20 protein-coding genes are annotated in these 25,659 nt (G+C 68.1%); 7 read left to right on the forward strand and 13 right to left on the reverse strand.

What is annotated here, in order from left to right; genetic code table 11:
* The first annotated feature begins 20 nt into the window (after positions 1 to 20).
* Positions 21 to 1,433: a class II fumarate hydratase gene (locus GV792_RS26165; protein ID WP_163827480.1), complete on the forward strand. Its 1,413-nt coding sequence runs from the start codon at positions 21 to 23 to the stop codon at positions 1,431 to 1,433.
* Between the two features lie 229 nt (positions 1,434 to 1,662).
* On the opposite strand, the gene GV792_RS26170 is transcribed toward GV792_RS26165, so the two are convergent.
* The 3 genes from GV792_RS26170 to glpX all read right to left on the reverse strand — a co-directional run bounded on the left by GV792_RS26170 (position 1,663) and on the right by glpX (position 4,830).
* Positions 1,663 to 2,520 carry an acyl-ACP desaturase gene (locus tag GV792_RS26170; protein WP_163827482.1) on the reverse strand — a complete coding sequence of 286 codons (858 nt, stop codon included), beginning with the start codon at positions 2,518 to 2,520 and terminating at the stop codon, positions 1,663 to 1,665.
* 114 nt (positions 2,521 to 2,634) lie between these two features.
* Positions 2,635 to 3,255 (reverse strand): LGFP repeat-containing protein, encoded by a 621-nt coding sequence (locus GV792_RS26175; protein ID WP_163827484.1) that lies wholly within the window; start codon positions 3,253 to 3,255, stop codon positions 2,635 to 2,637.
* Positions 3,256 to 3,786: 531 nt separating this feature from the next.
* Positions 3,787 to 4,830 (reverse strand): class II fructose-bisphosphatase, encoded by a 1,044-nt coding sequence (glpX, locus tag GV792_RS26180; protein WP_163827486.1) that lies wholly within the window; start codon positions 4,828 to 4,830, stop codon positions 3,787 to 3,789.
* Positions 4,831 to 4,959: 129 nt separating this feature from the next.
* Here glpX and GV792_RS26185 point away from each other — a divergent pair, with 129 nt between their 5' ends.
* The gene (locus GV792_RS26185) at positions 4,960 to 5,529 is read left to right on the forward strand and encodes a DUF4245 domain-containing protein (RefSeq protein ID WP_163827488.1); all 570 of its coding nucleotides are present in this window, start codon (positions 4,960 to 4,962) and stop codon (positions 5,527 to 5,529) included.
* A 13-nt stretch (positions 5,530 to 5,542) separates the two neighbouring features.
* On the opposite strand, the gene GV792_RS26190 is transcribed toward GV792_RS26185, so the two are convergent.
* The 3 genes from GV792_RS26190 to GV792_RS26200 form a co-directional block, all read right to left on the reverse strand.
* On the reverse strand, positions 5,543 to 5,794 hold the full coding sequence (locus GV792_RS26190) for an exodeoxyribonuclease VII small subunit (protein ID WP_163827490.1): 252 nt from the start codon (positions 5,792 to 5,794) through the stop codon (positions 5,543 to 5,545).
* 37 nt (positions 5,795 to 5,831) lie between these two features.
* The gene (xseA, locus tag GV792_RS26195; protein WP_163838319.1) at positions 5,832 to 7,073 is read right to left on the reverse strand and encodes an exodeoxyribonuclease VII large subunit; all 1,242 of its coding nucleotides are present in this window, start codon (positions 7,071 to 7,073) and stop codon (positions 5,832 to 5,834) included.
* 92 nt (positions 7,074 to 7,165) lie between these two features.
* Complete coding sequence (locus GV792_RS26200; RefSeq protein ID WP_163827494.1) at positions 7,166 to 7,867, reverse strand: lipid droplet-associated protein; 702 nt, start codon at positions 7,865 to 7,867, stop codon at positions 7,166 to 7,168.
* A 112-nt stretch (positions 7,868 to 7,979) separates the two neighbouring features.
* Between GV792_RS26200 and GV792_RS26205 the strand changes: the two genes are divergently transcribed.
* A complete protein-coding gene (locus tag GV792_RS26205) occupies positions 7,980 to 8,993 on the forward strand; it encodes a 4-hydroxy-3-methylbut-2-enyl diphosphate reductase (RefSeq protein ID WP_163827496.1) in 1,014 nt (337 codons plus the stop codon).
* Between the two features lie 46 nt (positions 8,994 to 9,039).
* On the opposite strand, the gene GV792_RS26210 is transcribed toward GV792_RS26205, so the two are convergent.
* The gene (locus GV792_RS26210) at positions 9,040 to 9,903 is read right to left on the reverse strand and encodes a DUF6542 domain-containing protein (RefSeq protein ID WP_256673886.1); all 864 of its coding nucleotides are present in this window, start codon (positions 9,901 to 9,903) and stop codon (positions 9,040 to 9,042) included.
* A 202-nt stretch (positions 9,904 to 10,105) separates the two neighbouring features.
* Here GV792_RS26210 and GV792_RS26215 point away from each other — a divergent pair, with 202 nt between their 5' ends.
* Both GV792_RS26215 and GV792_RS26220 read left to right on the forward strand, forming a co-directional pair.
* Positions 10,106 to 11,284 carry an exonuclease SbcCD subunit D gene (locus GV792_RS26215; protein ID WP_163827498.1) on the forward strand — a complete coding sequence of 393 codons (1,179 nt, stop codon included), beginning with the start codon at positions 10,106 to 10,108 and terminating at the stop codon, positions 11,282 to 11,284.
* The gene (locus GV792_RS26220) at positions 11,281 to 14,784 is read left to right on the forward strand and encodes an AAA family ATPase (protein ID WP_163827500.1); all 3,504 of its coding nucleotides are present in this window, start codon (positions 11,281 to 11,283) and stop codon (positions 14,782 to 14,784) included. Before GV792_RS26215 ends, GV792_RS26220 begins: the two co-directional genes overlap by 4 nt.
* Positions 14,785 to 14,790: 6 nt before the next feature.
* Here GV792_RS26220 and GV792_RS26225 read toward each other — a convergent pair whose 3' ends face one another.
* Together GV792_RS26225 and GV792_RS26230 are read right to left on the reverse strand one after the other, a co-directional pair.
* Complete coding sequence (locus tag GV792_RS26225) at positions 14,791 to 17,049, reverse strand: MMPL family transporter (protein ID WP_163827502.1); 2,259 nt, start codon at positions 17,047 to 17,049, stop codon at positions 14,791 to 14,793.
* Between the two features lie 58 nt (positions 17,050 to 17,107).
* Entirely contained in the window at positions 17,108 to 18,535 is a 1,428-nt protein-coding gene (locus GV792_RS26230; RefSeq protein ID WP_163827504.1) for an MFS transporter, read from the reverse strand.
* A 76-nt stretch (positions 18,536 to 18,611) separates the two neighbouring features.
* Here GV792_RS26230 and GV792_RS26235 point away from each other — a divergent pair, with 76 nt between their 5' ends.
* Complete coding sequence (locus tag GV792_RS26235) at positions 18,612 to 19,229, forward strand: TetR/AcrR family transcriptional regulator (RefSeq protein ID WP_163827506.1); 618 nt, start codon at positions 18,612 to 18,614, stop codon at positions 19,227 to 19,229.
* 72 nt (positions 19,230 to 19,301) lie between these two features.
* Here GV792_RS26235 and GV792_RS26240 read toward each other — a convergent pair whose 3' ends face one another.
* The 4 genes from GV792_RS26240 to GV792_RS26255 form a co-directional block, all read right to left on the reverse strand.
* Entirely contained in the window at positions 19,302 to 19,844 is a 543-nt protein-coding gene (locus GV792_RS26240; protein WP_163827509.1) for a methylated-DNA--[protein]-cysteine S-methyltransferase, read from the reverse strand.
* Positions 19,841 to 21,343 (reverse strand): Ada metal-binding domain-containing protein, encoded by a 1,503-nt coding sequence (locus GV792_RS26245; protein WP_163827511.1) that lies wholly within the window; start codon positions 21,341 to 21,343, stop codon positions 19,841 to 19,843. The genes GV792_RS26240 and GV792_RS26245 overlap by 4 nt, the downstream gene beginning before the upstream one ends.
* Before the next feature lie 121 nt (positions 21,344 to 21,464).
* A complete protein-coding gene (locus GV792_RS26250; RefSeq protein ID WP_163827513.1) occupies positions 21,465 to 21,626 on the reverse strand; it encodes a YbdD/YjiX family protein in 162 nt (53 codons plus the stop codon).
* Positions 21,627 to 21,727: 101 nt separating this feature from the next.
* Positions 21,728 to 23,989 carry a carbon starvation CstA family protein gene (locus GV792_RS26255; protein WP_163827516.1) on the reverse strand — a complete coding sequence of 754 codons (2,262 nt, stop codon included), beginning with the start codon at positions 23,987 to 23,989 and terminating at the stop codon, positions 21,728 to 21,730.
* A 219-nt stretch (positions 23,990 to 24,208) separates the two neighbouring features.
* Between GV792_RS26255 and GV792_RS26260 the strand changes: the two genes are divergently transcribed.
* Positions 24,209 to 25,513 (forward strand): ABC transporter substrate-binding protein, encoded by a 1,305-nt coding sequence (locus tag GV792_RS26260; RefSeq protein WP_163827523.1) that lies wholly within the window; start codon positions 24,209 to 24,211, stop codon positions 25,511 to 25,513.
* Positions 25,514 to 25,659 lie beyond the last annotated feature (146 nt).

Here is a 25,659-nt window from a genome sequence, read left to right on the forward strand (position 1 = left end):
GCGCGGCATATGGTCGGACTATGAGTGAGCGAAGCGACGAGACCGAATACCGCATCGAACACGACACCATGGGTGAAGTCCGCGTTCCCGTGGACGCACTGTGGCGGGCGCAGACCCAGCGGGCCGTGACGAACTTCCCGATCAGCGGCCGCGGCCTGGAACGTGCGCAGATTCGTGCGCTCGGGCTGCTCAAGGCCGCGTGCGCGAAGGTGAATCGCGATCTCGGTTTACTGGACGCGAAGAAGGCCGACGCGATCATCGCCGCCGCCACCGAGATCGCCGAGGGCCGCCACGACGACCAGTTCCCGATCGATGTCTTCCAGACCGGATCGGGTACCAGCTCCAATATGAACGCCAACGAGGTGATCGCCTCGATCGCCAAAGCCAACGGCGTCGACGTGCATCCCAATGACGATGTGAACATGTCGCAGTCGTCCAACGACACCTTCCCGACCGCGACGCACCTTGCCGCCACCGAGGCGGTCATCGCGGATCTGGTGCCCGCGCTGGACCATCTGCGGCTGGCGCTGCAGGACAAATCGCTTGCGTGGAAGACCGTGGTCAAGTCCGGTCGCACCCATCTGATGGACGCGGTTCCGGTGACCCTCGGCCAGGAGTTCGGCGGCTACACCCGGCAGGTCGCGGCCGGTATCGACCGCATCATGGCGACCCTGCCGCGGCTGGGTGAGCTCCCGATCGGCGGCACCGCGGTCGGCACCGGCCTCAATGCGCCGGAGGGTTTCGGCGGGCTGGTCGTCGCCGAGCTGGTACGCACCACGGGTATCGATGCGCTGCGTGAAGCCGAGGATCATTTCGAGGCGCAGGCCGCGCGGGACGGGCTGGTCGAGGCCTCGGGTGCGCTGCGCACCATCGCTGTCAGCGTGACCAAGATCGCCAACGATATCCGCTGGATGGGATCGGGTCCGCTCACCGGCCTGGCCGAACTCCAGCTGCCCGATCTGCAGCCGGGCAGTTCGATCATGCCGGGCAAGGTGAACCCGGTATTGCCCGAAGCGGTCACCCAGGTCGCGGCGCAGGTGATCGGTAATGACGCGGCCGTCGCGTTCGGCGGCGCGAACGGTCACTTCGAGCTGAACGTCTACATCCCGGTGATGGCACGCAACCTGCTCGAGTCGATTCGCCTGCTGGCCAACGTGTCTCGGTTGTTCGCCGATCGTTGTGTGCGCGGGCTCGTCGCCAATGAGGAGCATCTGCGCACCCTTGCCGAATCGTCGCCGTCGATCGTGACGCCGCTGAATTCCGCGATCGGCTACGAGGAGGCCGCCGCCGTGGCGAAGGAAGCGCTGAAGGAGAAGAAGACCATCCGGCAGACCGTGATCGACCGCGGTCTGATCGGCGACAAGCTCACCGAAGAGGAGCTCGATCGCCGCCTTGATGTGCTGGCCATGGCAAAGGTGGACGAGAAGAAGTAGCTGTCGCGCACCCGAGACCTGAAGCGGCCCGTTCGATGATCACACGATCATCGAACGGGCCGCGGTGCTCATTCGGAGGAGATCCCGATGAGTTCGCCGATGAAGCTGAAGAGTGCCGCTACTACGTCGAGGAACATTGCTCTCACCTTCCTTCGGATTTCAGGGTTGTGCAGTCAACCCGTCCACGATATCCGGGATCGCGGTTGACCAGGGGATAAACCCGGGTTACTCAGCCGCGCAGGTCGGACAGCTCCGCGCGCGCCGCCTCGCCTACCTGCCCCAGATCGGTGCGATCGAACACATTCCAGCGCTTCAACAGGGGCGCGAAGACCAGTTCGCCTTCCTTGGCCGGATCGTAGATGCCCGCCTCCGCCAGCACTTCATCGCTACTGCGGCCGTCCGGCAGCGCGACGGTCGGGACGTGGAAGTCGGCGATACGGTCGGCGATGGCGCGCATGGTCTGATCGGGGGCCTGTGCGAAAGCGGCGTCGATCAGGGCGGCGAAGAACTCGGCCTGCAGTTCGTCATCGACGGCAATACGCTCGCTGATCGAGGTGACGATCGGGTTCTCGTTCAGTGCGGCGGTATTGCGGTGCCTGACGGCCGAGGCGGCTTCCTCGAACGCGGCGTTGGCCAGCACGTCGAGCAGATGCAGCGGGGCGCGGCGGAAACCCTTGGTCATGTGATCCATGCGCAGCCGCTCCAGCTCCACCGGATCCACCGCACGGGTCACCATGAGGTAGTTGCGGATCATGATCTCGTGCCGATTCTCCTCGGCCGTCCAGCGGCCGACCCAGCGCCACCAGGAGCCGGTACGCAGGTACTTGCCGATCTCACGGTGGTAGGAGGGCAGATTGTCGGCGATCAGCACGCTGACGGTCAGCGCCAGCTTGGCGACCTCACTCAGTTCGGACTGATCCGGTTCCCAGTCGGTACCACCGAGGAAGCCGAAGTTGCGGCCGTCGTCCCACGGCACATAATCGTGCGGCTGCCAGCCGTCGGCGGCCTCGATATGGCGGCGAAGGTTCAGTTCCACCTCCACCGCGAGCGACTCGAGCAGTTCGCGATCGGTCAAGAGAGTTTGCACCGCACCAACCTAGCCGTTGCGTGGATCACGTGGGGGAGCACGGGGGTATCGCGCCCGGGCGCGCGGGGCGCGGCATCCGGCCGGGCACCTGCGAGGTGCCCGGCCTGCGCGTGTCTACTTCTCGGTGACGGTGGTCTGACCGTTCACCCAGACGATGGTGCCGCCGGTGAACTCGCTCTTCTTGCCGCCATCTGCCGTGGTTTCCTCATCGGTGACCGGGTAGCCGAGCGTGCCGTTGGCGCCGCCGTTCTCCTCCCACGTCTCACGGATATCGCCCCAAACGATGTGGGCGCCGGAATCCGGGCTCCAGTAGATGGTGCCGCCGACGAAGTCCTGGTAGCGGCCACCGTTGGGGCCGGACTCCTCGGCTTCCTCCGGCGCACCGAGCGGGCTGTCCGGGCCGCCGGTCTCGACGTACTTGGTGTAGATGACATCGGAAACGACGATCTCGCCGTTCGGGGTGTTGATCTTGGTCTCGCCCATGGCGCCGGGAGTCTCACCGCCGGTTGCGGTGCCGGTTGGCATCGCGGTTCCGGTCGCGGAACCGTCGTGGTCCATATGCCCGGTTTCGCCAGGGCCCATCGGGCCGGTTTCGCCGGGGGCCATCATCGAGGTCATGGAGCCGACGGTGTCGTTCGCGGTATCGGAGTCATCGTCGCCACAGCCGGCTACGAGCAGACCCGAAGCGGCGATCGCCATGGCGAATCCGGCGGTACGTCGAGCGAATTGGTGCATGTCCATCCTCTCGGGAGTGGTCACACGCGGTCACCGCGGAGCCGCGGTGATGCCACGCGCAAACCGGAGCCGACGCTCGGCAAAGCCTTGGCGAACAAGAGAACTGAACGCGCGACCATTACTGAGCTGGTACCCACGCGGATATTACCCGGAGGAATGTGAACTAAACGACACGCTGAGCGATTGCTGTGTGGCCCGAGTTTCGTCGTATGAGAGTTCGGATATGGAACCGAGGATCGGCACAGGGACCGAAGCGCGCGAGCCACATCACCCGACGCAGCGCCGGGCAATGTGCGGACAACCGCCGAACCCGACCCGACGCACCCGGTCGGTCGAACTCAATTTTCGAGCGAAGCGAGACCGAACATAGAGTTCGCGGCCCGTCTCGCGTCTCCGCTGCCGCTGCGCAAGCCGAAGGCAAGCAGTGGCAGCGGAGACGCGAGACCCAAGGGGGCCGCGAACACGCGGCGCCGTAGGCGCCGCAATCAGACAGAGCCCGCGAACACGCAGCGCCGCAGGAGCTGCCAAAAATTACGGCAAGGGCGGGTTGGCGTCGTCGTCGCCGTGGAAATCGACCGACGAGTATTCGCGCAGCTTGGTGAGACGATGGTAGGCGTCGATCATGCGGACCGTGCCGGACTTCGATCGCATGACGATCGACTGGGTCGAGGCACCGCCGCCGTAGTAGCGCACGCCGCGCAGCAGATCGCCGTCGGTGACGCCGGTGGCGCAGAAGAAGACGTTCTCACCGGACACCAGATCCTCGGTGCTCAGCACGCGATCCAGATCGTGACCGGCGTCGACCGCCTTCTGGCGCTCCTCCTCGTCCTTCGGCGCGAGCATGCCCTGCAGTTCGCCGCCCATACAGCGCATCGCGGCGGCGGCGATGATGCCCTCGGGGGTGCCGCCGACGCCGACCAGGATGTCGGTGCCCGAATCGGGTCGGGCCGCGGCGATGGCACCCGCGACGTCACCGTCGGAGATCAGACGGATGCGCGCGCCCGCATCGCGCACCTGCTGGATGAGCTCGGCGTGGCGCGGACGATCGAGGATGCAGACGGTGAGATCGGAGACCGAGGAGCTCTTGGCCTTGGCGACCTTGCGGATGTTGTCGCCGATCGGGGCGGAGATATCGATCACACCGGCGGCGTCGGGGCCGACAGCGATCTTGTGCATGTAGAACACGGCGGACGGATCGAACATCGCGCCACGTTCGGCGACCGCGAGCACCGAGATCGCTCCGGGCGAGCCCTTCGACATCAGGGTGGTGCCGTCGATCGGGTCGACGGCGAAGTCGACCTCGGGGCCGTCGCCGTTGCCGACCAGCTCACCGTTGTAGAGCATGGGCGCTTCGTCCTTCTCGCCCTCGCCGATGACCACGATGCCCTGCATCGACACCGAGCTGACCAGCTGGCGCATGGCATCGACGGCCGCACCGTCGCCGCCTTCCTTGTCGCCGCGGCCGACCCAGCGGCCTGCGGCCATGGCACCTGCCTCGGTGACCCGGACCAACTCCAGTGCGAGGTTGCGGTCGGGCGCCTCGCGGCGGCTCGGGGCGGGCGAAGATGCCGTCATAGCGGTGTGCCTCCTTGGCTCGTACTTACGCTGGGCATTGTCTCATTCGGCAGGCAGGCACCCGTGCACACCTGGCATGGGACGGGGCCGTGCCGGTGTGATCGCCGTCGCGAGTGGATACTGGGGAGCGTGTCGTACCAAAAGCCACGCATCATGAACGACTACCGGGATCTGTTCTGGTCGCTGATCCCGCTGGCGCTGATCGCCGTGGTCTTCGCGGGGCTGGCCAGCCAGTGCAGCTTCTCCGCCGACGGTCCGACACAGGGCCAGATCCCCAGCTTCGACGCGAAGACCGCGCTGGAATCCGACGCCGCCAATCTGAGCTTCCCGATCCGTGCGCCGGCCGTGCCCGAGGGCTGGACGCCGAACTCGGGTAGCCGCGACACCATCACCGAACAAGGCGGCGGCACCGTCAGCACCATCGGCTACATCACCCCGGCGGGCACCTATATGGAGCTCAACCAGAGCAATGCCACCGAGGTCGCCTTCGCCCGGCACACCCTCGGTTCCCGATATGCCAGCGGCACACGGGATATCGGCGCGCAGAAGTGGGTCGTCTACGACGAACCCGGCGAAGAATCGGCGTGGATCGCCGACTTCGGCCAGTCCAGGGTGCTGATCCGCGGCGCGGGTGACGAGGCAGCGTTCACCACACTCGCCGAAGCTGTCACGGCAGCTGCCCCGCTGCCGAAGAAGTAGACCCGAAGATCGTTTACTCGCCGTCGACCTCGGCGCGCGACAGCGCGTCCTCGACACGTTTACGCGCACCGGCCAGATGTTGTTCGCAGCGGTTGGCGAGGGCTTCGCCGCGCTCCCACAACGTCAGGGATTCGTCGAGGTCGAGGCCACCCTGCTCGAGCATCCTGACGACGTTGACCAGCTCGTCACGGGCACGTTCGTAGCCGAAGGTGGCGATCTCGGCCTGATCGTCGGTCGGCTGGTCCTCGGCGGGCTCGGGCAACATCGGTCCTCTCGGTCGGGTGTGTGGTCTGGCGACGCGGTCAGTGGGTGGAGTCGGTCCGGTCGGAATCCGGTGGCGCTGCACGGGTGCCGAGCGGGGTCGTGCCGAGGGCGGCCGCGGAGATGGCGCCGTCTGCGACGCGGACGCGCAGCTGACTGCCCGCCGGTGCGTCATCGATGCTGTGCACCACATGACGTTCCTGGCCGGTGACCCGTTGGACCACCGCGTAGCCGCGGGACATGGTCGCCGCCGGGCCGACCGCGGTCAGCTTCTCGCGCAGGTGCCGGGTGGTGGTGGATTCGGCGTGGATGAGGTGCTCGGCGCAGCGGCGGGCGGAGGTGCGCAGCCGTTCCACCTCGTCGACGCGATGACGCAGTTCGCGCAGCGGATCGGAGAGTACCGGCCGGGAACGCAGCTGGTCGAGTGCGCGGGTCTCGCGGTCCACCCAGCCGCGAAGCGCTGCGGCCGAGCGGGCGCGCAGTTCACGCACCCCGGCCAGTTCGGCGGCGGCATCCGGCACGATCCGTTTGGCGGCATCGGTCGGGGTGGCGGCGCGCACATCGGCGACCAGGTCGCTGAGCGGGTTGTCGGGTTCGTGTCCGATGGCGCTGACGATCGGGGTGGTCGCGGCGACGATGGCCCGGCACAGTGCCTCATCGGAGAACGGCAGCAGATCCTCGACACTGCCGCCGCCGCGCGCCAGCACGATCACATCGACCGACGGGTCGCGGTCCAGCTCGGACAGCGCGGTCATGATCTGGGGCACGGCGGTCGGTCCCTGCACGGCGGTATTGCGGATCTCGAAACGCACCGCGGGCCACCGGGTTCGTGCGACGGTCAGCACATCGTGTTCGGCGGCACTGGCGCGCCCGGTGATGAGCCCGATCGTGGTGGGCAGGAACGGAATCGGCCGTTTCAGCCGGGGATCGAACAGGCCCTCGGCCGCCAGCAGTGCCTTCAAACGTTCGATCCTGGCCAGCAGCTCGCCGACACCGACGGCGCGGATCTCGGTGACACGCAACGACAGCGTGCCACGGCCGGTGAAGAAGGACAGCTTCCCGTACACCACGACCCGGCTGCCCTCCTGCAGCGGGACCGGGGAGTTACGGATGAGCGCGGGATCACACGTCACCGACAACGACATGTCGGCCGACGGGTCGCGCAGAACGAGAAAGGCGGTCCGGGTACCCGGCCGCATCGAGATCTGGGTGATCTGGCCTTCCACCCAGACGCTGCCCAGCCGATCGATCCACTGGGCGACCTTGATCGAGACCGAGCGCACCGGCCACGGCTGGTCGGCGGAGTTGGCGGGCGCGGCGCGTTCGGGCCGGCCGGGAGTGTCCCGGCCGGCCGTCGGTGTCGAAGAGGGTTCGGTCACTGGGCCCGGACGGTGGCGATCCGGTTCGTCAGCATGGTGACGAAGGGTGCCCTGGCCTGGGTGCGCTGCTCGTAGTCGAGCAGGGCGGTCAGATCGTCGAGGGTGAACATGCGCAGCCGGGCGCGCAGCTGGGCCAGCGTCATGTTGGCGTAGTCGTAGCGGGTGGCGACCTCCGGCTCGGCGACCTCCGGCTCGTCGGTCGCGGGCTCGGCAACGTCGGCCGCGGTGGTGGCCGCTTCCGTGGTCGGCTCGGCGTCGGCGGCACGCTCGGCTTCGGTGTCGGCAGGCTCATGCAGGCTGCGCACCGTCGCGGCGTGACCGTTGTGCCCGGTCCTGGCATTGGCGAGCGTCTCGGTGATGAGGAATTCGGCCAGCTCGGAGTCGCCACCGAAACTGTCGAAGCTGCTGGTCCTTGCCCGGCCGAACGCGGCGGGGGACGGCTGCACAGGCGTGTCGTCCTCGTCGAAGGTGGCCCAGGCCGGCTGGTCGACGGCGCGGGGGGTGATCCGGTCGAAGACCGCATCACCCTTGAGCGCCAGGCTGGTGACGAACTGCTGGACGTGCATGGTGGTCTGGAGCAGCTGGCTGATCGCGGTGATCGGGAAATTCACCGCCGCGGTGGGTAGCCGTCGAGTCTCCTCGATGGCATACACGGCGGCACCGGCGGCGACGCGGGCCAGAAACGGTGGTCGGAACATGGTCCTAGCCTGCCCGAAATGGTGCGATGTGCAAAAGAGGATCGACGTTTGTCGTGTTATCTCGCTCGCATCCGCCGGGATGGGTGCCATCGCGCGCACGTATCCTGTGGGCATGTCCTCGGCAATACCGTTGAATGTCGGAATCGCCCGCTCTGTCCGCTCCGACGGCGCGGGAGGTGCCGACGGCGACAAACGAGTGCTGCTGGCCGAGCCCCGCGGCTACTGCGCCGGTGTCGACCGCGCGGTGGAAACCGTGGAAAAGGCGCTCGACAAGCACGGCGCCCCTATCTACGTGCGCAAGGAGATCGTGCACAACCGGCACGTGGTGGAGACCCTGCGGGACCGTGGCGTCATCTTCGTCGACGAGACCGATGAGGTCCCCGAGGGCGCGCTGCTGGTGTTCTCCGCGCACGGCGTCTCCCCAGCAGTGCACGCCTCCGCCGCCGCCCGCAACCTGCGCACCATCGACGCCACCTGTCCGCTGGTGACCAAGGTCCACCAGGAGGCCAAGCGCTTCGCGCGCGACGACTACGACATCCTGCTGATCGGCCACGAAGGTCATGAGGAAGTCGAAGGCACCGCCGGTGAGGCACCCGACCACGTGCAGCTGGTCGACGGCCCGGATGCGGTGGACAAGGTCAGCGTGCGCGATGAATCCAAGGTGATCTGGCTGTCGCAGACCACGCTGAGCGTCGACGAGACGATGGAGACGGTGTCGCGGCTGCGTGACCGGTTCCCGGGTTTACAGGATCCGCCGAGCGACGACATCTGCTACGCCACCCAGAACCGCCAGGTGGCGGTGAAGGCGATGGCGCCCGAATGCGATCTGGTGATCGTGGTCGGCTCGCGCAACTCGTCGAACTCGGTCCGGCTGGTCGAGGTCGCGCTCGGCGCCGGTGCCAGGGCCGCCCATCTGGTCGACTATGCCCGCGAGGTCGACCCCGCCTGGCTGGAAGGCGTGCGGACCATTGGCATCACCTCGGGCGCCTCGGTGCCAGACATCCTGGTGCGCGGTGTGCTCGACATGCTGGAAGGCCACGGTTTCGGCGACGTGCAGCCGGTGACCACGGCCAACGAGACGCTGGTGTTCGCCTTGCCGCGAGAGCTGCGCGAGTCGCGTCGCTGAGTCGCATTCCGGCAGTCGCCTGGTACTGCCGGTCGGCGCGGTGATATCAGCGGACGTCGGGTCCGCGGCGTTCGATGCGGCCCGAGTCGCGATCCCGGTAGCGAACCGTCGGCTGGGGGTGGGGCGGTTCGTTGCGGCGGCGAGCCGCGCCGCCGCGGGCCGGCTCGGCATCCGGTCGTGGTGCCGGAGTGGGGCGGGCCGGACCGCGCGGACGTCCTTCACGTGAACGTGCCGCGGTCGCGAGCCGGGGCGGATTCTCGGCGACCGGCTGCGGGCGCTTGCTCTGGCGCCGCGGGCGCGGGGTGGCTTCCGGGGCGTCGTAATCGTCGGGGGCCGGCGCGCGCCTGCCGCGCTTGCGGGCGGTGCCCTGCAGCGACTCCGAACTCTTCTTCCCGCCGCGGGGACGCTGCTGCACCGAGCTGCGGCCCCAGCTGGTGCCGCGACGGGCCTGGGATTTGCCTTCGGCGGCGCGTTCGGCGCGGTCCAGCGCGATCCGCGCGCCACCGATGCACAGCACGATCACCGTGGTGACCACCATGGTCGGGAAACGGTGCACCAGCGGGATCGCCAGATTGAGCAGAACGTCCTTGATCGAGGTCGAGGGACGTCCGAGTAGCTGCTGGTAGGCCAGCGGTACCGCGATGAACAGCAGCAGCGGCGGCAACACCATCGTGGTGAACAGGCCGCGTAGCCGCACAGCGAGCACGGCCGCGACGCAACCGATGACGTAGAACACGGTGAACGAGCCGGTCAGCTCGGTGCCGTCACCGGAGACGTCGATCAGGAAGCCCATGAACGTGCAGGCAACCGCGATCAGGACCGCCGCGCCCGCCGGGATTCCCGGCACCGACGGCACGATCGAACGTTGCGGCGCGGGCACCCGGGTTCGCACTCGTTGGGAAGCAGCCACGTAGAGAACACTATCTGCCGACGCGCCGGTGGGTGTCATGGCAGGGCCGGTCGGGTGGTGGTGGTTGCACCGGCACCCGCCCGCCCAGGTCACCGTTTTAGTCATGTAGATCACATCGGGGCCGGTGGGCGGCCCGGCGGTTATCCGACACCCTCGGGCCTGTGATTGAAGTGTGTCGGTGCGTTGCCATACGGTTCGCGGCATGCGAATCCTGCACACGTCGGACTGGCATATCGGCCGTACCTTCCACGGTGTCGATCTGCTCGGCGATCAGGAGTACGCGCTGAGCGCCGTCGCCGAGCTGGTGGCGGAGGAATCGGTCGACGTCGTCGTGGTGCCGGGTGACGTATACGACCGGTCGATTCCCAGCGCCGACGCGATCGCGGTGTGCAATCGCGGATTCGAGGCGATCCGGGCGGCGGGCGCGCGCATCGTCGCCACCTCCGGCAACCACGATTCCCCCGCCAGGCTCGGGGCGGGAGCCAGTTTCGCGGCCGCGGGTGGGCTGTATCTGCGCACCACCGTCGCCGATGCCGACCGGCCGGTGCTGCTGTCCGACGGTGACGGTGAGGTCGCCTTCTACGGCATCCCCTATCTGGAGCCGGAGATCACCCGCGTCGAATTGGTGGTGCCGCAGGCGCGTTCCCACGCCGAGATCCTGGCCGCGGCAATGGGGCGGATCCGCGCGGATATCGCGGGGCGGCCCGGGGTGCGGACGGTGGTGCTCGCGCATGCGTTCGTGGTCGGGGGAGAGGCCACTGGATCGGAGCGGTCGATTTCGGTGGGCGGCGTGGAGACGGTGCCGCTGGCCGAGTTCGAGGGCATCGACTATGTCGCGCTCGGTCATCTGCATTCACCGCAGACGTTGTCGGAGTCGGTGCGCTATTCCGGTTCGCCGCTGCCGTACTCGTTCGGGGAGAGTTCGCACCGTAAAGCGGTCTGGATCGTCGACCTCGATGCCGACGGGCTTCATGCGGTGCGGCGGCGCGAGATGCCGGTGGTGCGCGGGCTGAGCAGGCTGGTCGGCACGCTGGACGAATTGTTGCATGGGGCCGAGTTCGGTCGTGCCTGTGAGGACTACGTCTCGGCGACACTGACCGACCAGGCCCGGCCGATCGATGCGATGCGCAAACTGCGCGAGCGGTTTCCCTACGCGGTGCATGTGGAATGGGAGCGTCCGCAGGGCAACCCGGAACTTCGCTACCGCGAACGGGTGCACGGTCGCCGTGACAGCGAGGTCGCGCGCAGCTTCCTCGCGGATGTGCGCGGTGAGCCCACCGATTCGGAGATGGTCTGGCTCGAGCGCGCCATCGCCGCGGCCACGAGGGAACCGGAAGCGGCGATGGTCAGCACGGCGGACGCCACGGAACTCACGGCATGAGGCTGCATCGGCTGGAGATGACCGCGTTCGGCCCGTTCGCCGAGACCACCGTCGTCGATTTCGACATCCTCGGCGCTGATGGACTGTTCCTGCTGCACGGGCAGACCGGGGCGGGCAAGACCACTGTCCTGGACGCGATCGCGTTCGCGCTCTACGGGCGGGTGCCCGGCGCGCGCAACGACAGCAAGCGCCTGCATTCCGATCACGCCTCCCCGCAGTCGCCGCCGCAGGTGTCGCTGGAAGCGACGCTGGGCGGGCGGCGGGTGCGGTTGATCCGCAGTCCCGAATTCGAACGGCCGAAGCGGCGTGGCACCGGAACCTCGGTCGAGAAACCCAAGGCCACCTTGGAATGGTTGGACGGGCCGAGCGCGAACCTGTCCCGTATCCCCGATATCGGTGACGAGATCAAACGCCTACTCGGGATGAGCGCCGAACAGTTCTTCCAGGTCGTGCTGCTGCCGCAGGGAGATTTCGCGCGGTTCCTGCGCGCGGACAACGAAGAACGGGAGAAGCTTCTCGAAAAGCTTTTCGACACCGAACGATTCGGGACCGCCGAACAGTGGCTGGCCGAACGCCGCCGCGCCTCCGATGCCGAACTCGCCGCCCGCACGCGTGGTGTGGACAACCTGATCGTTCAGGTCGGGGTCACCGCGGGCATCAGTGTGACGGAAACCGTTGGGCCGCTGGAAGCTGTCGACTGGGCCGAGGATCTCTTGGACACGGCCCGTGCCGAACTGGCAGGCGCCACCACCGAACTCGAACGCCGTCGCGACGATTCCGCCCGTGCGGACACGGCAGTGGCACAGCAACGCAAGGTTGCCGATTCGCACCGCCGCATGCTCGGCGCCCGCCGCCAACTCGACGAGTACATCGCGACCGCCGAGCAGCGCGCTGCGCGCCGGGCAGAACTGGAGGCGGCCCGTCGCGCGGAACCGGTCGCTGCGACGCTCGACGAGGCGCGCACCGCTGTCACCCGCGCTCGTCGATACGACGGCGAAACCGAGCGGGCCGCAGGACGACTGGTTCAGCTACTCGGCGAGCCGGGGAGTGCTGATCTGCCGGGCGGAGAGCTGATCGGCACCAGCGATCCGAATCGTGTGGACGATGCGGATATCGCCGCCGGGGCATCGACCAGCCGGTCCGCTGTCTCACCGGATCCGGCTGCCTGCGAGGGCCAGATCCTCCGGCCCGGCGCCGATGTCGATGGCACGATCCGGCAGTGGAGTGCCCGTATCGGTGTCCTGGACGAGGTTGGTGCGCATGCTGACGCGGCACAGCGGCTGACCGCGGAGATGGCCGGGCTTCGGACAGAAGAGTCCACCCTTGCGCAGCGAGTAGCGCGGATTGTCGAGCGGCGGGGGGCGATTCCCGCGGCGATTGTCGCGGTGGAGGCCAGGTCGCGCGAGTCGTCCGACGCGGCGGTGATGCTGCCCGCGTTGGCCGCTGATTGTGAGCGGCTGCAAGCCTCGGCGTCGGCGGCCGTCGAGCTGGCGGCGCGGCGAGTGGAGCTGGATCGCGCGCAGGTCGAGTTCGAGACCGCGCGCTCGGCGCACAACGACGCCAAGGAGCGTGTGCTGGATCTGCGGGAGCGGCGGCTGGCGGGGATGGCGGCCGAATTGGCGGGTCAGCTCACCGACGGTCACCCGTGCACCGTCTGTGGTTCGGCCGACCATCCGGATCCGGCGCAGCCGACCGCGGGCGCGGTGTCCAAGGAAGCCGAGGATCGGGCGAGCGCGCAGGAACGCGCGGCCGAAGATGCCCGCGACAATGTGCTCGCCTTGATCGCCGGGCTCGAGCGCGATATCGAGGGCCTCACGGCTCGCGGCGGCGACGCCGACCCGGTCGAGCTCGCCGCCTCGCTGCGCACCGCCACCCTCCGCTACGAAGACGCCGGCGAACTCGCCGACCAGAGCGCCGCGACCACCGCGGAACTCGATCGGCTGCGCACCGAGGAAACTCGCCTGCACGATCAACTCCGCGAGGCCGAAACCCGCCGCGGCACCATCGCGTCGACCCTCGCCGCCGCCGAAACCCGCCTCGCCGAGCTCAGCACCCGCCTGCGCACCGCAGCGGGCGCCGATGACACAATCGACCGCCGCCGCGCGCGCCTGGACTCGCTCATCTCGGCGGCGACCTCCTACCGCAGCACCGAAGCCGAGGCGGCCACCGCCTGGCATCAGGTCCGCGCGATAGCGGTGCGGGTGGAGAACCTGGCGCGCGCGGCCGGTTTCGCGCTCGAACCGAGTGCGCTCGGTGCTGTCGCCTCGGCGCGAGGCTACGGCCCCGGGAGTTCGATCGACCGCATCCGTTCTGCCTCGATCGCAGCGCGACCCACAGCGGAAGCGGTCGGACATGAAGCCGCTGAGCCGGATTCACCAGATACGGCAGGTGGCCCGCACGAGGTCGACGAGCCGGCCCTGTTCGCTCTACCGCCCACTCCGGCGGGTGATGACAGCGCTGGTGGGGAAGCCGAGCCGACGTTGTTCGACATGCCGCCGGCGCCGAACGACACCGGTGGCACCCGCGGTCGCCGCCACAGTGCCGAGAGCGACAGCGCCCGTGCCGGCGCTGATATGAGCGAATCGCCGTCTCCCGCGCCCGAGACGATGACACCCGCTGAACTCGTCGCATTGCTCACCGCGTATGCACGATGCATCGAGGGCGCAACCCGAGAGGCCCGCGAGCAACAGGCGATCGAGCAGCAGCTCGAGGCGGCCGAGCGGGCCAGGGCACTCGCCGATGCGGTGCTGGCCGAGCCAGAGATACGGGCGGCGGCCGAGGTCGAACTCGGTGATCTGGCGGCCTTGGATGCGGCGGTGCGTGCGGCACGCTCGGCGCTCGATGTCGCGGTGGCAGCCCATTCCGCGGCGACAACGCGAGTGACCAAGCTCGAGGAACTCAGCAGCCAGTTGTGGGCGGCGGTCGACCACATCGCACCGGCCCAGCGTGCGCACGAGGAGCTCGCCGGACTGGCGGACGTGGTCGCGGGCCGCGGGGCGAACAACCGCCGGATGTCGTTGCGCTCCTATGTGCTCGCTGCGCGGCTGGAGGAGGTGGCGCTGGCGGGTTCGGCCCGGCTGCGCCGAATGTCGGGCGGGCGCTACGAATTCGTGCACACCGACCGCGCGGGCACCCACGGCCGTCGCGGCGGCCTCGGCCTCGATATCCGCGACGACTACACCGGCGCCATCCGCCCCGCCAAAACCCTCTCCGGCGGCGAAACGTTCATGGCGTCACTGTCACTGGCGCTCGGTCTGGCCGATACGGTTGCCGCCGAATCCGGCGGCATCGTCCTCGACACCATCTTCATCGACGAAGGCTTCGGTGGCCTGGACGCCGATACCCTCGACGCCGTCATGGGCGTCCTCGACGAACTCCGTGCAGGAGGCCGGGTGGTCGGCCTGGTCAGCCACGTCGACGAAATGCGGCAACGCATCCCCAGCCGCCTGCACGTCATCCGCGGACGCGCGGGCTCACGTCTGCATGCGACGGTCGCCTGATCCGGGTCAGCCGTCGCTGAGACCGAGCCGGTCGTGCAGCCGTCGCAGCGGTGCGGGAGCCCACCAGTTCCGGTCACCGAGTAGACGCATCACCGCGGGTGTGAGCAGCCCCCGCACCACGGTGGCGTCGACCAGCACCGCGAGCGCGAGCCCGGCGCCGAGCAGCTTCAGCAGGCTCAGGTCCGAGGTGGCCATCGCTCCGAGAACGACGGCGACAATGATCGCCGCGGTGGAGATCAGCGCGCCGGTGCGTTGCATGCCGAAGGCCACGGCCTCGGTGTTGTCTCCGGTCCGCAGGTAGGCCTCGCGGATCCGGGACAGCAGGAACAGGCTGTAGTCCATGGCGAGTCCGAACGCGATACAGAACATCAGGATCGGGACGGTCACTTCCAGCTGCCCGGTGTGCACGAAATCGCCGACCAGCCATTTCAGATGCCCGTCCTGGAAGACGTACACCATGGCCCCGAACGACGCGGTCAGGCTGAGCGCGTTGAGGGCGATCTGCTTCACCGGTAGCACCACACTGCCCGTGAACAGGAACACCAGTATCAGCATGCTGAGCACGATGACGAGCGCGGCGAACGGGATCCGGCTCACGAGCATGTCCTTCGTGTCCACGAGCATCGCGGCGTCGCCGCCGATCAGCGCCTCGCCGGGGGCGTCGACGGCCCGCAGGGCGCGCAGATGACGCGCACCATCAGACGAGTTGGGTTCGACATCGGCGCTCACCGACAGCCAAGTGGCCCCATCGCCCCGTAACGCCAGGGACATGAGCCCTGGACCACGGACCGGAGCACCGTCGACAAAGGAACCGACTGCGCTGTCGACCCGCGCCGAACCCGGCACGGCGGACAGTTCGCGCGCGTACTCCGACAGTGCTCGCGCACCATCCGCGGTGTCGATATCGAGGTCGGTCAGTACCACGGAGGTGGGCGCGAGGATCGTGGCCGGAAACTGTTGCCGCACCAGCTCGCCCGCGACGACGACGGGATCTTCGCGGGGCAGCACCCGATCATCGAGCAGCGCGAAATCGGCTCCGGCGAACGGTATCGCCAAGATCAGCAGCCCTGCTGACACCGCAGTGCCGACCGCTATCGGGCGACGCATCACCCGATGCGAAAGGCGGTGCCAGACACGGGAACCGGATGCCTTCGCCCGCATCCACCGCAGTGGGTCGTATCGGTCGACGCGATGGCCGAGTAGCGCAAGCAATGGTGGAACCAGCAGTAGCGAGGTCAGCGCCGACAACCCGACGACCGCGATCCCCGCGTACGCCAGCGAGCGCAGGAAATAGATCGGAAACACCAGCAGCGCCGCGAACGACAGCAGGACCGTCACCGCCGAGAACACGACAGTGCGTCCTGCGGTGCGCACCATCGTAACGATCGCCGTGACCGAATCCCGGCCTGCGCGCAGCTCCTCGCGATATCGGGTCACCAGGAACAGGCTGTAATCGACCGCCAGTCCGAAGCCGAGCGCAGTGGTGATGTTGAGCGCGAAAATCGAGACCGGCGTGAGCTCGGCCAGCAGGCGTAAGACCGCCAGGCTCGTGAGCACCGCGACACCGCCGACGAGCACCGGCAGCAGCGCCGCTGTCACCGAACCGAACGCGATCAGCAGGATGAGCAGCGTCAGCGGCGCCGCGATGAGTTCGGCACGGGTCAGATCGGCCGACGATTGTCGTTCGACGGCATCGTTGACCGGTGCGAGCCCGGTGGCGTGCACTCGGAGCGGCCCATTGTCGGTGACGAACTCGGGGATCAGCCGGTGCGCGGTCCGGTTGACGGTGTCTTCGTCGCCGGCCAGGCGCACCAAGACCAGGGCGGTGCGCTCGTCGGGCGACCGTAGCGAAGCTCCGGCGTCCGGGTCGGTGTCACTCAGGGTCCAGTACGACAGCGCATACACGACTTCCGGTCGCTGCGTGAGCCGCTGGGTCAACGCACGTCCCGCCGCTGCCGCGGCGGCACTGCGCACGCCATCGTCGGCTTCGGCGACCAGGACCAGATTGGGTGAGCCCGCGCCGAAGCGGTCGGCCAGGACCGCATCGGCGCGTACGGAGTCGAAACTGTCGTCGACGTAGCCGCCGGTGGACAGCCGGTCGGCGACGCCGATTCCGGCGAGCGCGGCGATCAGGGTGAGTAGCCCGACCGCGGCCAGGGTGAGCCGGTGCCGCGCGATCAGTGCCATGGCGAACGTCGCGAGCGGGCCGCGTGGCGTGTCGTCGTCGGTGGTGGGCGGCTTATCGGCCCGGATGGTTGTCGACATCGTTGGTGATTCCTCGGTGATGGTGCGATGGAGGTGGTGGCCGTGCCGGACGCGGCTGTCAGGACGAGACGGTCGCCGATTCCTGTTCGGCAGGCCGGGGAGTGGGGCGCAGGACGGCGACGGTGAGTACCGCGCCGAGGGCCGCCAGTGCGGCGGCCGCGGCGAAGGCGGCGGCCAATCCGGTGCGGTAGGCGAGATCAGTTGTGGCCGAGGAGCGTTGCGTCACCACCTGGGCGAGCAGGAGCAGGGCGGTGACGCCGAGCCCGGAGCCAACCCGCTGTGCGGTATTGACCACGCCCGCGGTGATTCCGGCGTCTGCGGTGTCCACCGCGGTGACAGCGGGTGCGGTGACACCGACGAACGCGGCAGGCAGACCGATGCCGAGCAGCACCGCGCCGGGCAGCACATCGATCAGGTAGCTGCCGTTCTCCGGTACCCTGGCGAACCAGGCCATCGCCACCGCTTGCAGCGCCAAGCCACCCGCCAGCACGCGCCACGCGCCGAGTCGGTCCAGTGCGAGGGGAATCAGGGTGCGGGAGACGACGATATTGACCACCGCCACCGGCAGCACCGCCAAGCCGGACGCGGTCGGGCTGTAGCCCTGGCTGTTCTGCAGGTACAGCGCGAGGAGTGCGAATGTCGGCACATGAGAGGCGCCGACCAGCGCGTTGACCACTGCCGAGCCGCGCACCTGGCGAATGGTGAACAGCCGCAACGGCATCAGCGGATGCGGGCTGCGCGATTCGATCCAGACGAATCCCGCCAGTAGTGCCAGGCCGAGCACCAGCGACCAGCCAGCCAGGGCACGCGTGGCCGAGTCGCCGAGCGCGCCGATCGCATAGCCGACGATCAACAATGCCGCGGTGCCGGTAACCGCTCCGGGCACATCGAGCCGCTTGCGATCGTGTGGGGAGGCGTCGGCGGGCAGCACTCGCAGCATTGCCAGGGCCAGCACGCCCACCGGGATATTGATCAGGAAGATCGACGGCCAGCCGAACCAGTCGGTGAGTGGACCGCCCACCGCGGTCCCGATGGCGGCGCCGGCCGCGCCCATCGCACTCCACACGCCGAACGCGCGGTTACGGGCGGACGGCTCGGTGAAGCTCGCCGTCAACAAGGCCAGTTGAGCCGGAATCACCACGGCCGCGCCGAGACCCTGGAGCGCTCGCGCGCCGATGAGCAGCCAGGCCGAATTCGCGAATCCGGCGAACGCGGACGCCACTGTGAACACGGCGAGACCACAGGCGAACATTCGCCGCGGACCGAGCAGATCCGCGGCTCGACCACCCAGCAGCATGAATCCGCCGAAGGCGAGTAGATAGGCGTTGGTCACCCAGCCGAGCCCGGCCTCGTCGAGGTCGAGATCGCTGCCGATGCTCGGCAGGGCGACGTTCAGGACCGTGGTGTCGAGGAACACCACCAGTTCGACAACGGTGATGAGTAGCAGGATCAACCGATCGCGGGTGCCGAGAGCTGTCCGTGGCATGACCCCTCCATTTCGCTAGAGCGTTACTCTAGCGAGAATCCACTAGAGTTGGGCTCTAGTCAAGTAGGATCTCGGTATGACTGCGAAAACCACGCGGGCGGCGAAGACGACGGCGAATCGCGCGAAGATGCTCGACGCCGCGCGGGAACTGTTCACCACACGCGGCTACACGCCCACGACGATGAAGGCCATCGCCGAACAGGCAGGCATGGCTGTGCAGACGCTCTACTTCACGTTCGAGACCAAGCGCGCGATTCTCTCCGAGCTACTCGACCGCGAGATCGCCGGCGACGCCGAACCGGTCGCGACCCTCGACCGTGCCTGGTTCGCCGAGGCCGTTGCGGCCGAACCCGTCGAACAGATCCGCAGACAGGTCGCCGCCGCCGGTGAGATATTCGAACGTGTCAGCCCGTTGCTGGAGGTGATCCGCTCGGCTGCCGCTACCGAGGCGGAACTGGGCGAACTCTGGCAGAGCAATATCAACCAGCGTCATACGGTGCAGCTGCGCCTGGCCGAAGCGTTGGCGGCCAAAACATCTCTACGCAACGGTATTTCCGCCGCGCACGCCGCCGATGTGGCATTGGCCGTGCTGTCGCCGGAGATCTATCACCTGCTGATTCATGAACGCTCGTGGACCCCGGCCGAGTGGCAGACGTGGGCCATCGACGCCTTGGTGTGCCAGCTACTGCCGTAGCTGCGGTGGCGGGGCCCCGGAGAGCGCCGTCGGCTGCCTCGAGCTATCCGAGTGGTGGCTGTAGGGCGCCGCTCAGGCGGCGGACTCGTGGTCGATCAGCCACCGCTTGGCCGGCAACCCCCAGCGGAATCCGCCCAGCGTCCCATCGGTGCGCAGGATGCGGTGGCACGGCACGAAGAGGGCGGCGGCGTTGCGGGCGCAGGCGTTGGCTGCGGCCCGGGTGGCGGCGGGGCGGCCGGAGCGGGCGGCGAAAGCGGTGTAGGTGAGAGGAGTTCCGGCGGGGACCTCGCGCAGGATCTGCCAGGCGTGCATGAGGAATTCGCCGGACTGCTGGCGGACCTCGACGGTGTCGATGGCGGTGAGGTCGCCGCGGTGGTAGGCGGTTATGGCGTCGGTGACCGCGCCGAGGTCATCGCGTTCGCGGAGTTCGGCGGGCCGGAGCGTGGCGTGAATGAGGCCACGCAAGTTCTGTGCGTCGGCGGTCCAGCCGGAGGCCAGCACGGCACCGTCGCCGTCAACCAGTGCGGTGAACGGTCCGATCGGGGTGGACACGGTGGCGAAATCTGCTGTCCGGACCGAGGTTCGAGCGTCGGGGACGGCGATGGCTGAGGTCATGATTCGGTACTCGCTTTCGTTCGTGCGGCACGGGCCACGGGAGCAGTGCGGGCGGCCAATGCGCTGTGCCACAACTGCATGGACAGGTAGGAGCGCCACGGCGCGTAGCGGGCGGTATCGGACAGGTCGATGCCGTGCAGAGCGGCGCCCTGTCGAACCACCAGATCGGTGTCGAGGAGGATGTCGGGATCGGCGAGCAGCCGCATGATCACATAATCGGCCGTCCACGGACCGACGCCCTCCAGTGCCAGCAGGTCGCGGCGCAGTTCGGCGGAGGTGCGACCCTGGTGCAGGGCCAGATCACCGGAGGCCAGCGCGGCCGCGGCATTGACGATGGAGCGGATGCGCCGCGCGGGCCCGGTCAGTACTTCGGCGCCGCGTTCGGCGATCACCGCGGGTTCGGGAAACAACCGCGGCGTCGGCCCGTCGATCGGATCACCGAGCGCCGAGACCAGCCGGGCGGTGTGGGTCGCCGCCGCTTGCACCGAGATCTGCTGACCGATCATGGTGCGCAGCAATAACTCCGGTCCGTCCAGGCAGCCGGGTACCCGGATGCCGGGAACGAATCGTGGACGCCCGTCCGGGCGGTTCGCGTGTGCGGCGACGTCGAGCGCCTCATCGATGCCGATCGGGTCGGCGTCGAGATCGAGCAGATGACGCAGCCGGGCCACGGTGGGTGCCAGGTCGCGCATATCGTGCAACGCCAGTTCGGCGCGCACATGATCGCGCTGGAAGCCGAGCCGGATCGATGCATGGCCGTGTGGGGTCCGCAGATTGCGCAGGTAGCTGCGGTCCTCCCACAGCTCGAGCCCCTGCACCGTGTGCGCGGACAGGAACCATTCCAGCCAGGCCCGGTCCAGCGGCTCGCGGTAGGGAAGCCGTAGCGACAGCGTGCCGTTGGTGTTCGGCACCGCTCGCCCGTTGGTCCGCTGGGATTCGGTGCGCATGGTGGTGGGGCTGACCGCGAACACCTCGCGCACGGTGTCGTTGAACTGCCTGATGCTGGCGAAGCCCGCGGCGAAGGCGATATCCGACATCGGCATGTTCGTCGTCTGGATCAGCAGCCGCGCGGTATGCGCGCGATGGGCTCGCGCCAGTGCGAGCGGGCCCGCGCCCAGTTCGGTGGTCAGCACTCGGGTGAGCTGGCGCTGCGAATAGCCGAGCGTTGCCGCGAGCGCGGGCACCCCGCCCCGTTCGATGACCCCGTCGCCGATCAGCCGCATCGCTCTGGCAGCGAGATCCGCGCGGGTGTTCCACAGTGGGGAACCGGGCGCGGCGTCGGGCAGGCAGCGGCGGCAGGCGCGGTACCCGGCCTGCTGTGCGGCGGCCGCGGTCGGCAGGAAGCTGACATTGGCGCGTTTCGGAGTGATTGCCGGACAGGATGGGCGGCAATAGATTCCGGTGGTCCGCACGGCGGTGAAGAACTGCCCGTCGAAACGGGAGTCCCGGGTGGAGACCGCTCGGTAACAGCGTTCGAAGTCCAGAGCCGTGATCGTCACGTCAACCACAATGACAGCTACCGGCGCCCGCTGCTAGCGGAAATCGGTCATTACCCCGGTGGGCTCGTTCCGCCGTGCGCGACACGCCACACGACTCGCCGAGCAGCGCTTCCCGGCCAGGTCAGCAGCAGCGGTTGGCCGGATTCCGATCGGCCTCGGCATGCCGCTCCCGCCAGTACTCCCGCTCGGACGGGATATCGCAGCCGGGATGCTTACGCCGCAGGTGGGCGACGTAGCGCTGATAGTCCTGGCCGCCGAGTACCGAGTTGAACCACCAGAGCACGCTGCGCGCCCCTTGTAAGAACGCGCGGGCAGGCCCAGCGCGCGCACGCTGGACCGGCTCCCGCCCGACGGGCGCCGACCCGTGCTCGACGGTCGCAGGCCTCAGTGGGTCGCCTTCGCGTGTGCCGCGCCCGGTTCCTTCACGTCGCCCTTCTCGATCAGTTCGTCCCATTCGCGCTGCACCTCCTTCTCCGCGGCGGTGGGGATGAACCCGCGCGGGGCAAAGATGCGCGAGGGTTCCTCCGGCGATTCGGTGGTCTCCGCCGAGCCCGCCCGCCAGGCTCGGTAGCAGACGATGGCACCGACGACGGTGACGATCAGCACCAGCACCGCGAACACGATGGACAGCGTGCCCTGGATGAAGGTGTTGCGAATGACCGCGTCCACATCCTCGGGAGTCTTTGCGGTCAGGCAGAGTTCACCGGCGTCGCGTGCACTCTGGCAGAGCTCATGCTGCTTCCAGTAGCCGACCTTCGGGTCGGCGGAGAAGATCTTCTGCCAGGACGCGGTCATGGTGACGATGAGATCCCAGACCAGCGGGACCCCGGGAATCCAGGCCCATTTCGTCATGCCTTTCTTCACCAGGATGGTGGTGACGACCATCAGGGCGATCGCGGCGAGCAGCTGGTTGGCGATACCGAACAGCGGGAACAGTGCGTTGATGCCGCCCAGCGGATCGGTGACGCCCATGAGCAGGATCGACCCCCATGCCGCGACCACGATCGCCGAGCACAGCCAGGCACCCACCCGCCAGGACGGATCCTTGAACTTGCGTGCGGGACCGGCGAAGTTGCCAAGCGCGTCCGAGAGCATGAATCGCGCCACGCGGGTGCCCGCGTCGATGGTGGTGAGGATGAACAGCGCCTCGAACATGATCGCGAAGTGGTACCAGAACGACTTCATGCTCTCGCCGCCGAGGAACTGGTGGAACACCTCGGAGATGCCGACGGCCAGGGTGGGCGCACCTCCCGTGCGGGAGATGATGCTGTCCTCACCGACCTCGCTCGCGGCATCGCTGAAGGTCTCCGGTGTGGCAGGAGGGCCGGACAGGCCGAGGCTGTTGGTGTAGGCGGCCGCCGATTCCGGAGTGCCGCCGGTTGCGCCGAGCGGGGCGTTCATGCCGAAGTACAGGTGCTGGTCGATGATCGAGGCGGTGATGATCGCCATCACCGCGACGAACGACTCCATCAGCATGCCGCCGTAGCCGATCATCCGGCTGTGCGATTCCTTCTCCAGCAGTTTCGGTGTGGTGCCCGAAGCCACCAGCGCGTGGAATCCGGACAGCGCACCGCAGGCGATGGTGATGAACAGGAACGGGAACAGGCTGCCGGCGAAGGCAGGACCGGCGCCGGTGTGGGCGAACTCCGAGACCGCGGGTGCTTGCAGCGTCGGCAGGGTGATCAGGATGCCGAGGGCGAGCAGGCCGATGGTGCCGATCTTCATGAACGTCGACAGGTAGTCGCGCGGGGCCAGCAGCAACCACACCGGCAACACCGAGGCGAAGAAGCCGTAGCCGATCAGCATCCAGGAGATGGTCACCGGATGGAAGGTGAACCAGCTCGCCCAGGTGTCGTTCTCCGATACCCAGCCGCCCGCGACGATCGCGAGGATCAACAGGACGAACCCGATGATGGACACCTCACCGACCGCGCCCGGCCGCAGGAACCGCAGGTACACGCCCATGAACAGGGCGATCGGGATGGTCATGCTAATGGAGAACACGCCCCACGGGCTGTGCGCGAGGGCATTGACCACGACCAGCGCGAGCACCGCCAGCAGGATCATCATGATCACGAGGATGCCGATGATGGCGGCCCAGCCACCGAACCAGCCGAGCTCGTCGCGGGCCATCTGCCCGAGGCTGCGTCCGCGTCGTTTCGTCGACACCCACAGCACCAGGTAGTCCTGCACCGCGCCGGCGAACACCACGCCGATGATGATCCAGATCGTGCCGGGCAGATAACCCATCTGCGCGGCGAGCACCGGTCCGACCAGCGGGCCCGCGCCTGCGATGGCGGCGAAGTGGTGTCCGAACAGCACCCGCCGATCCATCGGCAGGTAGTCCTTGCCGTTCTCCAGGATTTCGGCCGGTGTGGCGAGGTCGTCACGTGGTTTGACGATCTTGTATTCGATCATCCTGGCGTAGAAGCGGTAGGCGATGATGTAGGTCGCGACCGCCGCGATGACGATCCATACCGCGTTCACCGATTCGCCGCGCGCGACCGCGAGGATCGTCCAGGCGACGGCGCCGAGTATGGCGATCCCCGCGAATATCGCCTTCTTGGCCGGAGTCATCGGGGACCGGTCCACCACGCCGACGGGCGGGAGATCCGGATCGGTCCGCAGATATTCGATGGTCGCCATCTGCCTACTCTCCTGTGAAACGCGCAGGATGATGCTGAAACACGTGCCAACGTAGCCGATCGGAGATCCCCGGCGGGCCGGTTCGCTCACGCGGTGCTCGCGGTCGGTCTGGTCGTTGTCGTGTGTCGGCGGTCACCCTCTTCAGTTGCCGCCAGTATGCTGCCATGCGGCCCGAGATGCTCCACATCCGCCCTGAGGAGGCCGGAGCTGGAATCCGCACTGTCGAGCACACCCGTCCGGCGGCGTACGCTGCTCGGCTCCGCGCTGGCCGCCCCGTTGCTGGCCGGCGGATGCGGCGCCGACGACGACGCGCTGACCTTCTTCTTCGGCGCCCGTCCCGAGGAGGCGCGGGTGCGGCGGCGGATCATCGACGAATTCCGCAAGACGCACCCCGAGATCCGCATCCGCACGGTGGTCTCCGGGCCGGATGCGCTACAGCAGATGCTCACCTACTGCGCGGGCGGCAAATGCCCCGACATCATGATGGCGTGGGAGCTGCTGTACGCCGGGCTCGCCGACCGTGGGGTGCTCCTCGATCTGAACACCCTGCTCGACCGTGATCCGGAATACGCCGATGGGCTGCGGCGGGACAGCTTTCCCGCCCTGTACAACACCTTCACCTACGGCGGCGGCCAATATGCGTTGCCCGAGCAGTGGTCGGGGGTGTTCCTGTATTACAACCGTGAGTTGTTCGCCGAGGCAGGCATTCGGGCGCCGAAGAACTGGGACGAGGCCTGGAGCTTCGCCGAATTTCTCGACGCGGCGCACGCTGTGGCCTCCCGTGAAGGCAAGGAGCGCTGGGGTTTCGCCGATGCCTGGGTGCCGTACTTCTCGGCCGCATGCTTCGGGATGAACAACGGGGTCGACTGGTTCACCCCGTCGGTCGCTCCCACCCGGACCAACATGGGGGACCCGCGATTCGCGGAGGGCTTCCAGTTCTATGCCGATCTCGCGGTGCGTCACCGCGTGGCGCCGAGGGTCGCCGATCAGCAATCGGTCTCGGCTCCCGACCTGTTCCGGCGCGGACGGGCGGGGATGGTGCTCGGCGGGCATTGGTTGTATTCGGAATTCTCCGGGCAGGACGATCTCGATATCGACCTGACCGTGCTCCCGGTGGGTCCGCACGGCGGGCCAGGCGCGATCACCGATGTCGGATGCACCGGGCTCGCGATCGCCGCCGACAGCCCACGTATCGAACAGGCCTGGGAATTCGTCAAATTCGCGACCGGACCGGTGGGACAAGCGATCATCGCTGAATCCGGGCTGTTCGTTCCGGTGCTGAAATCGGTGCTGGCATCACGGGAGTTCGCGGAGGCCCACCGCGATATCACCAACCTGGACGTGCTCGCGGACGGCCCTCGGCATTCCCGTGCACTGCCGGTCACCCCCGCGTGGGGAAAGGTCCAGGCGCTGGTGGAACGCGGCGCCAACCGAGTCCTGCGCGGTGCGGCCCCCGCCAGCTCCATGCACCCCGACCTCACCCGCACCGTCGATGCGCTCCTCACCCAGGAGAACGCGCGATGAATGGCACCGGGCTGCGGCACACGGCGAGAAGCCACCACGCTCCGGTGCCACTCGTGCGGCGTTCGGGGTTGGCACGGCGGCGGGCGCGGGCGGGGCGGTGGTTCGTGGCGGCGAATGTCGTTGGGGTGGGGGTCTTTCTGGTGGGG

Origin of the sequence: Nocardia cyriacigeorgica, assembly GCF_010868145.1 — a bacterium.
GTDB classification, from domain to species: domain Bacteria; phylum Actinomycetota; class Actinomycetes; order Mycobacteriales; family Mycobacteriaceae; genus Nocardia; species Nocardia cyriacigeorgica_D.

Bases quoted from the DNA above. Each gene is read 5' to 3' on its own strand.
- GV792_RS26215 (WP_163827498.1), top strand. From the start codon at position 10,106: ATGCGAATCCTGCACACGTCGGACTGGCATATCGGCCGTACCTTCCAC.
- GV792_RS26200 (WP_163827494.1), bottom strand. From the start codon at position 7,867: ATGTTCCGACCACCGTTTCTGGCCCGCGTCGCCGCCGGTGCCGCCGTG.
- glpX (WP_163827486.1), bottom strand. From the start codon at position 4,830: ATGACGGCATCTTCGCCCGCCCCGAGCCGCCGCGAGGCGCCCGACCGC.
- GV792_RS26205 (WP_163827496.1), top strand. From the start codon at position 7,980: ATGTCCTCGGCAATACCGTTGAATGTCGGAATCGCCCGCTCTGTCCGC.
- GV792_RS26190 (WP_163827490.1), bottom strand. From the start codon at position 5,794: ATGTTGCCCGAGCCCGCCGAGGACCAGCCGACCGACGATCAGGCCGAG.
- GV792_RS26225 (WP_163827502.1), bottom strand. From the start codon at position 17,049: ATGTCGACAACCATCCGGGCCGATAAGCCGCCCACCACCGACGACGAC.
- GV792_RS26240 (WP_163827509.1), bottom strand. From the start codon at position 19,844: ATGACCTCAGCCATCGCCGTCCCCGACGCTCGAACCTCGGTCCGGACA.
- GV792_RS26165 (WP_163827480.1), top strand. From the start codon at position 21: ATGAGTGAGCGAAGCGACGAGACCGAATACCGCATCGAACACGACACC.
- GV792_RS26235 (WP_163827506.1), top strand. From the start codon at position 18,612: ATGACTGCGAAAACCACGCGGGCGGCGAAGACGACGGCGAATCGCGCG.
- GV792_RS26230 (WP_163827504.1), bottom strand. From the start codon at position 18,535: ATGCCACGGACAGCTCTCGGCACCCGCGATCGGTTGATCCTGCTACTC.
- GV792_RS26220 (WP_163827500.1), top strand. From the start codon at position 11,281: ATGAGGCTGCATCGGCTGGAGATGACCGCGTTCGGCCCGTTCGCCGAG.
- GV792_RS26175 (WP_163827484.1), bottom strand. From the start codon at position 3,255: ATGCACCAATTCGCTCGACGTACCGCCGGATTCGCCATGGCGATCGCC.
- GV792_RS26255 (WP_163827516.1), bottom strand. From the start codon at position 23,989: ATGGCGACCATCGAATATCTGCGGACCGATCCGGATCTCCCGCCCGTC.